Origin of the sequence: Anaerobiospirillum sp. NML120449 (assembly GCF_023051105.1) — a bacterium.
Taxonomy (GTDB): Bacteria; Pseudomonadota; Gammaproteobacteria; order Enterobacterales; family Succinivibrionaceae; genus Anaerobiospirillum.
Genome location: NZ_JALKIL010000101.1, coordinates 1 through 1,470 on the forward strand (window position 1 = coordinate 1; position 1,470 = coordinate 1,470).

General features: G+C 42.6%; 1 protein-coding gene. It reads left to right on the forward strand.

The features are described 5' to 3' along the window. The coding region (locus tag MXE41_RS12945; protein WP_247100880.1) for an ISAs1 family transposase at positions 1–1,470 on the forward strand (1,470 nt) is incomplete at both ends.

Genomic DNA, 1,470 nt, shown 5'->3' on the forward strand with positions numbered 1-1,470 from the left:
AACTTACTGAGCAGAAAATTAACGAGATAAGAAACAGGTTCATTGAGGAAAAGAAGCTGGTTGAATCTAATGGTCATATTATGAGTCCTGCAGCTTTTGAAGCTCTCGTTAATGAGTATGAGTCATATCACGCAATCAGCAATGAGTTCGATGAAGATGACATGGATGATGCCATTCGTGAAGCTGAAGGGCTCCAGAACCTTAGCGAAAGAAGTGCTGATGCTGTTCTCATACGGTTAAGTATCTCTGTAGTAAAGGACTTTTTCACTGACCCAAGGGCTCAAGGTAAAGTTATTTATCCTATCTACGCTGTTGTTCTGGTCATACTCATTGCTCGTGCCCGTGGCATCAAGAAATCGGCTGAAATTGCTTGGTTTTATGCAAAGTACAACATAATACTTCAGGTACTTATACCTGGTCTGCCATCCCCGTCTAACCATATCAGTGCCAGTACGATTAACTGCATACGAGCTATGGTATCAGCAAAGGAGATGGAGGAGTTTTTTACTTGCTTCTTCGGCACAATGAAGCTCTCTTTAGGCGATCTCATCACTTACAACGATGAAAAATATAAACATGACCGTGAGGGACTTATGCCTACCTATGGCTTTGATGGTCAGGAGCTAAGGTCCTCGTTCAGAAAGGGCTCAAATTCGCGGGCTAAAAAAGGTGCAATAGCGGTTACGTTAATGAACTGCACTTCGAGAACAGCTTGTGCATTCATAAACACTCATGCTAAAAACCAGGAGCGTACTGCATTCATTGAAATGGCTGAGCAGGTAGACCTTAAAGAGAAGGTCATCATGTGCGATGCCCTCAACTCCGCCCAGGAGGTTACATCTTTAATCGTATCTAAGGGAGGCTTCTATCTGGCTCCCCTGAAGGATTGTCAGGGTAATAAGGAGTTAAAGGGCCATGTTGAGGCAATCTTTAACAGGAATCATGCTCGTGCTGAGACTTCTGAGTTTACGTTCAAAGATCACGGCAGAATCGAAAACTATTACATAGAGGTTCTTGAAGCAGCTCCTTATCTGGATAAAAGAATAAAGAACCCTCATCAAAACATATGCTCTCTTGTCAAATTTACAAAGCATTGCATAAATTCTGGCAGCTCAGAAACAAGGGTATATGTGAGCAACCTCGAATATGTGAGCGGCGAGACAATCAGGCAGGTTAGAGCTAATATCATCGACTATTGGATGATAGAAACTCACCATAACGTTATTGATACCTCGGTGCTTGCACAGGACAGCTTTCAAGCATGTAACCCTAATACACTTTCTATGGAGGTTGCGATAAATAAAGCGGTTTACAACATGTCTACGTGCCTCAGGAATGAGCTTAGTCTGTCAAAAGGCAAGTCCACTCCTGTCTCTTACAGCTTCACACTAAATCGCATGAGCAGCATGAGGGTTAGTAGATTGTTTGAGTACGTCATACGAAACTACTTTATGAACAACTACGAGCCAA